The sequence below is a fragment of the Yersinia sp. 2542 StPb PI genome, from assembly GCF_048593855.1.
Taxonomy (GTDB): Bacteria; Pseudomonadota; Gammaproteobacteria; order Enterobacterales; family Enterobacteriaceae; genus Yersinia; species Yersinia enterocolitica_E.
On sequence record NZ_JAZGQA010000374.1, the window covers coordinates 1 to 1,609 of the forward strand.

Genomic DNA, 1,609 nt, shown 5'->3' on the forward strand with positions numbered 1-1,609 from the left:
GAAAGTAAGATCGTATCACTCAGCGCAAAAAACCAAACAAGTTGGGTTGAATTCCAATTACTGGATGAGATGAATAATCCAGTCGCTAATATGCCGTATCGGGCCATTAATGATGCGACCAGAAGTGGTCATGTGAACGAGTATACTGGCAATAGTGATGCCAGTGGTATTATACGTATTGAGGGTTTACACCATCTTGACCTGACACTGTTTATTGAGGCCCAACCTCTCGCAGATGAAATGGAGACTCGATCGCTGCGTGTCGGTAGGGAAGAAAAATATTCAACGGTTAAAAAATTAGCACAACAAGAAGAGTATGAGTACCAGTACATTACTATTGGGAAATTGTGCGATAAATTACCGACTATTACCCCTAATTGGGAAGATAAAAAGAAACCGCCAGCATATCACTTCCCAGATACTCGGTTTACCGGTTTGACGGTAAAAAAATTGAATTGCCGCCATGTTTTGGAAATTTGTCCTTTCCGGGCATGGTCTTTAGTTTTGCATCATATACCCGACTACTCGGTGGTGAATGCTTATAATCTGGTATTGATGTCAATATTATCTTATGCAGATTACGATACTAATGGTGATGGGCAAGCAACGGGGTCTATAACACATTTTTTTAACCAGCAAATGCTAGAGCTAGCTTGCGTACCGTATCAAGTAAATGATAAGAAATTTCAGCCTATTGTTAAAGATGTGCCTTTTCACCAGCGTTATACTGATGTTGAATTTATAGATTCGAGTCAGGGGGCTGAGGCAAAAAAGGATACACAATTATTTTTTGCAGCTAATAATGTTGAGATTATTGTAGCTTGGCGTGGCACTGCCAGTTTATTAGATGTTGTAACAGATGTTACTTATAAACCTATTAATCTAACTTGTGATATAAAAATACCTTGTAGTGGGATTGTTAGTAATGGATTAGTACACCAGGGATTTTTAGATGCGTTTCAGGTTATAAATGGCAGCGATAATACTAAAATTAAAGAGAATGTTGAACGATTAGTCGAACTTTTGGCGGGTAGGAGGGTATATATTTGTGGGCATAGTTTAGGTGGTGCGCTGGCCTTAATACACGCAGCTAAACTCATTGATTACAAACCTATATTATATACTTATGGAATGCCTCGTACTTTTACTTTGAGTGCTATGGGGGAATTAAAGGGGATACCTCACTATAGGCATATTAATGAGAATGATGCAGTTCCCTCGGTACCTCCAGAGCGAGAATTAGATAATCATTTCTATAAATTATGGGGGCCATTAGGATATGTTTTTGGTTATAGTTGGTCTGTTGTCAAGACTTTAGTCCCGATTGGGAGTGAGGTTTTTTGTCATCATGGTGAAGTTGTGCACTTTTTCAAGGCAGAGTCAGTTTTGGAGTGGTTGGAAGAACGAAGTCCACGTGCTAAAATTAAAATTAGAAAGCGCCTTCCAGAGAAGGCGAAATTATTTTTGGTTCCTTGCTTAAGCTCACATAGTGATGAAAATGCGAAAAATAATCAGCAAGAATTCATTCAAGAAATAGATAAAGAAAGTAAAGATAAATTATTTCCAAAACATGGTAATCCAGAGCTTAAAAATGAACTAAACGGAGGTG

General features: G+C 38.3%; 1 protein-coding gene. It reads left to right on the forward strand.

Features of this window, described 5'->3' with window-relative positions:
* On the forward strand, positions 1-1,609 hold a 1,609-nt coding region (locus V1952_RS21725; RefSeq protein WP_420075537.1), incomplete at both ends, for a lipase family protein.